The sequence below is a fragment of the Thiohalocapsa sp. genome (assembly GCF_019695415.1).
Lineage (GTDB): Bacteria > Pseudomonadota > Gammaproteobacteria > Chromatiales > Chromatiaceae > Thiohalocapsa.
This window is the reverse complement of sequence record NZ_JAIFKJ010000618.1, coordinates 1-4,251: the sequence shown is the minus strand read 5'-3', so window position 1 is coordinate 4,251 and position 4,251 is coordinate 1. Positions and strand designations below refer to the sequence as shown.

Sequence of the window (4,251 nt, the reverse complement as noted above, 5' to 3'; positions counted from 1 at the left end):
GAGCAGGCTCTCCACCCGGCCCGCCGTGTCCGGCGGAATGGTACGGTCGTACGCATCGACGATACTGTACATGTACTCCGGCCCGATACCGCTCAGATCGACGATCATACGCGGCGCGAGCTGGCTGCCGGGGACCAGCCGCGGCTCCAAACTGGAAACCAGGAATGGTCCGGGGGCCGTTGCCAGGCGCGCCGCCAGCGCCGACTGGCCCACCCGACGCAGATGCTCCGCCAGCTTCAGGCGCATGGCCGCGGATAGATCAGGACCGGTGCGGTCCGTCAGCGGTGCGCCGGCGCGGCCTGCGTGCACAGGGACTAGGAAGGTGTGCGCGCGAAGGTCGGGCCCGCCAGCATCCGGACCCGCCACGAGTACATAGGTCTCGATGACACGCAACAGCTCTCGGTAGGTGGCCAAGTGCGCCGCATCGCCGGCGTCCGCGACGGCGTCGTCGCCATGTAGGATATACGTGTAGATGCCGTAGCCAGGCTCGGCGTTGCCGACAAGCTCCGCCAGGCTGGAGGCACCGCGCTCGGTTGCGCTCGCCGCGGCACCACCCAAGGGAAAGTAAACCATCGCGTAGTCACCGGTGCCGCCCGCCAGAACCGGCCCCATGCCGCCGGCGGACCCAACCCGATCGCGGCCGGCGCGCAGCAGACCCTCGGCTGCGGCGCGCTCGACCACGAGCGCAGCGCCCCCGCCGGCGATGGCCAAAGCGCGATCGATCACCGGCACGGCGGCGTCCGCTCCATTCTGCGCGACCATTTCGGTCACGATGTCGGCGAGGTCACCGCAGCGGCCGAGGATGAGGGCATCCGTCGCATGCGCGGGATCCACACCATCCGCTTGCAGCTCCGCAATTAGGGCTCGCAACAGGGAGCCTTCGGTCACGCCCGCAGGGCGGCTCCCGCAGCGCCCGGCCACTGCCTGCCGCAGGGCCGGGTCGCCCTCGGGCATACTGGACGCCCCCGGGTCCAGCCCGTCCCCGGCATCGGCTGCAGGCGGCCCGATCACCAGCTCCTCTGCTGGCAGCCACCGCGGCGGCATGCGCAGATCCACATCGGGCTCGCTCGGAAGCCCAGCAGGTATCCCCGGATCAGCGCCGGCGTCCTCTGGACTCGGCTCCGCCGCCAGCCCCGGCCGCTCGCTGCCCGCGCCGTCCGGCGGCTGCGCACAGGCCACGAGCAGCAACAGGGCCGCGGGCAGCAGAAGGATGGCGACTGTCGGCATGGCAAAAACATAGGTGGCAAAGAGGAGCGAGCGGCACCGAGGGAAACGCCGAACTGTTCGGCATTGCCCGTACGGGCAAGGACAACCCACCACGTTCAGGCGCCTAGGCGCTTGAAGGTGAGAGAGCCGGCAGACCACGCGTTCCGGCTCCGTCCGATCTTTCGTCAGGCAGGACCAATAAAATTGGAATCTCCCTGGGCGCCGGCACGCCACGGAACAGGCCAGATGATAGCGGAATCGCAGAGGTCTCAGCACGACCGTGCCGGGCGCGACCATTGAAAACCTGCCGCGGCGCGCAACCTCCCGAGGGGGCCTAGACAGCGGCCGCAGGCAGCCCGCTGCGGCAACACCACAGCCCGCTCACGCCCGCCTACGGCCAGCGCACACTGACGACGACGCGCCATGGATAAGCCCTACTCCCCCGCCTGTGATCAAAACAAGGCACCCATCCTGGCGGTGCTCACCCCCCTCTTCGCAGACTGCCGCCACGTGCTGGAGATTGGCGCCGGCACCGGTCAGCATGCCGCGCATTTCGCACCCGCCCTGCCGCACCTCACCTGGCAGACGAGCGATATCGCGCTGCACCTGCCCGGCATTCGGCTTTGGCTGGAAGAAGCAAACGTGCCGAACCTCCCCGCCGCCATCGCGCTCGATGTCGACGGCCTCTGGCCCGTCCCCGATCAAGCGGCCCCCTTCGATGCCGCGTACAGCGCCAACACGGCACACATCATGTCGTGGGCCCAGGTCGAGCGTCTGTTCGCGGGTGTCGGCGCCCTGCTGCCGATGGCGGCGCCCTTCGCACTGTACGGGCCGTTCAGCTACGGCGGCCGCCACACCAGCCGCAGCAACGCGGACTTCGACCGCATGCTGCGTGAGCGCGACCCGCTCTCCGGCGTACGCGACCTCGACGACCTGACGCCCATCGCCGACGCCGCCGGGCTCACGCTCGAAGACGACATCGCCATGCCGGTGAACAACCGCACCTTGGTGTGGCGCAAGCGCTGACATCATCGGCCCACCAGCACGCCAAGCCCCTAGAGGATCCTCATGAGCATCGACCCCAACAGACTGGATCGCGCCCGAGCCGCGTGGCGCTGGCGCGGGCATGAGCGTCCGGACTTCGCCGTCGCACCGGGCCCTGGTCAGGAGTCCGTCTGGGACTATCCGCGCCCGCCGGCCTACATGCCGGACAGCCGCCGCGTGGAGGTCTACACGGGCGACAAATTGCTGGCCAGCACCGACCGTGCAATGCGGGTGCTGGAGACAGGCAGCCCGCCCAGCTTCTATCTGCCACCAGAGTCGGTAGACATGTCCCTGCTGACGCCCTCGAACCGACACACCTTCTGCGAATGGAAGGGCCGGGCCGAGTATTTCCACGTCACCGACAGCACCGGGCGCCGTATCAACAACGCCCTTTGGCGCTACCCGGACGCCTTCGACGACGCAGCGTCCATCGCCGGCTGGTTTGCCTGTTACCCCTCGCAGCTGCGCTGCTTCGTAGACGGTGAAGCCGTACGCGCCCAGGCCGGCGGCTACTACGGCGGCTGGATCACCGGCGAGCTCGTGGGGCCCTTCAAGGGCGAGCCCGGCACCGGGCACTGGTAGCGCACACGCGGACGCTCCGCCACATGGCCAAGCGCGAGCCGGTGACACAGGCGGTGCGGGTGCTGCGGGCGGCCGGCGTCGCCTTCGACGGGTATCCGTACGATTATCAGCAGGGCGGCACCGCGGAATTTGCGACACAGCTCGGTGTTGACGAGCACACCGTCATCAAGACCCTCATCCTCGAGGACGACGCCCGCAAGCCCCTGATCATGCTCATGCACGGCGACCGCGAGGTGGCCACTGGCCTGCTCGCAAAGGCCATCAACGCCAAGCGCGTGCAGCCCTGCGCGCCAGAGGTAGCCGACAAACATTCCGGCTATCAGGTGGGCGGCACCTCGCCCTTCGGCACCCGGCACACCATGCCGGTGTACTGCGAGCGCTCCATCGCAGACCTGCCGACGGTCTACATCAACGGCGGAAAGCGCGGCTACATCGTACAGCTCGCGACCACCGAACTGATGCGAGTACTGACCCCAACGCTGGTGGATGCCGCCCGGCCGTAGGGAGATGCTGATTCCTTGGGCATCCTGCCCAAAAATCGGGCCGTCGTGGCCCGCACCGGAAACGCCGATGAATCAGCGTCCCGATAGGCTCGAGGCCGCCCGTCATCGGAGCGGCGCGTGCTCATGGTGCCTGACTCGTCGGCGGCAAACGATGGACTGACCCGCGTCTAACAACCAGCGCGACCCATCCGCAAGGTGCTCAGGCTGCTGCAGTAGGTCCGGCTCCAAGCTCAGCCACCGGCGCCGCCGCAAGCTCCATCAGGGTTTGCCGGCGACCGCCCGGCAGCCAGCGCGGAGGCCAGAGCCGCCAGCCGAGGTCATGGCCCCGAACGACGCGGCATTGTCCGTCGCAGGCATGGAGCCTGAGCTCGCCGCAGGCGCCGCCGCGCAGCGCCGCCGGCAGCGGGGCGAGCCAGTGCTCCAACCGCTCGGCGGCGCTGGCCCAGGCAGCGACGTCGCGGTCTGCGAGTGCGTCGTCCAGGGCGTCCCATACCACCAGCACGCGCTGATCGGAACGAGGCAGCAAACCACCTACATCCGTGCCCGATTGTGGGCATTGGGGTATTTCTGCCGCCGCGGCGAGCCCCCTCAGCAGCGGCGTCGAGCCCAGCACCAGATCAGGCGGCGCCGGCGGCGACCGCCAGGCGCCACCACCCCAGCACCAAAGGCCATTTACCGCAGGTCGCCCAGCAGCCTCCCGTTGCCGATTCACCGGGCTCTGGAAAAGCAACATCTGCGCCTCGCTCATCAGCGCTCCCCATCGCGTAGCGTCCTCCCCCTTCTCCACGTACGGCTCACTGTGCTCCCCGGGCACCTGCGCCACCGGTGTCCTGGCGATGGCCCGCAGCCGCTCACCGCGCCCATACACGCGGTCACCCACAGGCCCGTGCCCCCCCCCGACCGCAGCCCCACAAAA

The 4,251-nt window shown here is 68.9% G+C and carries 4 protein-coding genes and 1 pseudogene; 3 read left to right on the top strand and 2 right to left on the bottom strand.

The genetic code is table 11. From position 1 onward, the window contains the following. A partial coding sequence (locus I6U14_RS16905; protein WP_296900844.1) for a hypothetical protein occupies nucleotides 1–1,227 on the bottom strand: 1,227 nt, incomplete at its 3' end. Between the two features lie 402 nt (nucleotides 1,228–1,629). On the opposite strand from I6U14_RS16905, the gene I6U14_RS16900 reads away from it, so the two are divergent. From I6U14_RS16900 to I6U14_RS16890, 3 genes are read left to right on the top strand one after another with little or no spacing between them, the layout of a single operon-like run. Then, nucleotides 1,630–2,232 carry a DUF938 domain-containing protein gene (locus tag I6U14_RS16900; protein ID WP_296900842.1) on the top strand — a complete coding sequence of 201 codons (603 nt, stop codon included), beginning with the start codon at nucleotides 1,630–1,632 and terminating at the stop codon, nucleotides 2,230–2,232. A gap of 42 nt (nucleotides 2,233–2,274) precedes the next feature. Next, on the top strand, nucleotides 2,275–2,832 hold the full coding sequence (locus I6U14_RS16895; RefSeq protein WP_296900840.1) for a DUF427 domain-containing protein: 558 nt from the start codon (nucleotides 2,275–2,277) through the stop codon (nucleotides 2,830–2,832). A 23-nt stretch (nucleotides 2,833–2,855) separates the two neighbouring features. Then, a complete protein-coding gene (locus I6U14_RS16890; protein ID WP_296900838.1) occupies nucleotides 2,856–3,335 on the top strand; it encodes an aminoacyl-tRNA deacylase in 480 nt (159 codons plus the stop codon). Nucleotides 3,336–3,534: 199 nt separating this feature from the next. Here I6U14_RS16890 and I6U14_RS16885 read toward each other — a convergent pair. After that, nucleotides 3,535–4,251 (bottom strand): annotated as a pseudogene (locus I6U14_RS16885) (hypothetical protein); the annotation flags it as partial.

Bases quoted from the DNA above. Each gene is read 5' to 3' on its own strand.
- I6U14_RS16900 (WP_296900842.1), top strand. From the start codon at position 1,630: ATGGATAAGCCCTACTCCCCCGCCTGTGATCAAAACAAGGCACCCATC.
- I6U14_RS16895 (WP_296900840.1), top strand. From the start codon at position 2,275: ATGAGCATCGACCCCAACAGACTGGATCGCGCCCGAGCCGCGTGGCGC.
- I6U14_RS16890 (WP_296900838.1), top strand. From the start codon at position 2,856: ATGGCCAAGCGCGAGCCGGTGACACAGGCGGTGCGGGTGCTGCGGGCG.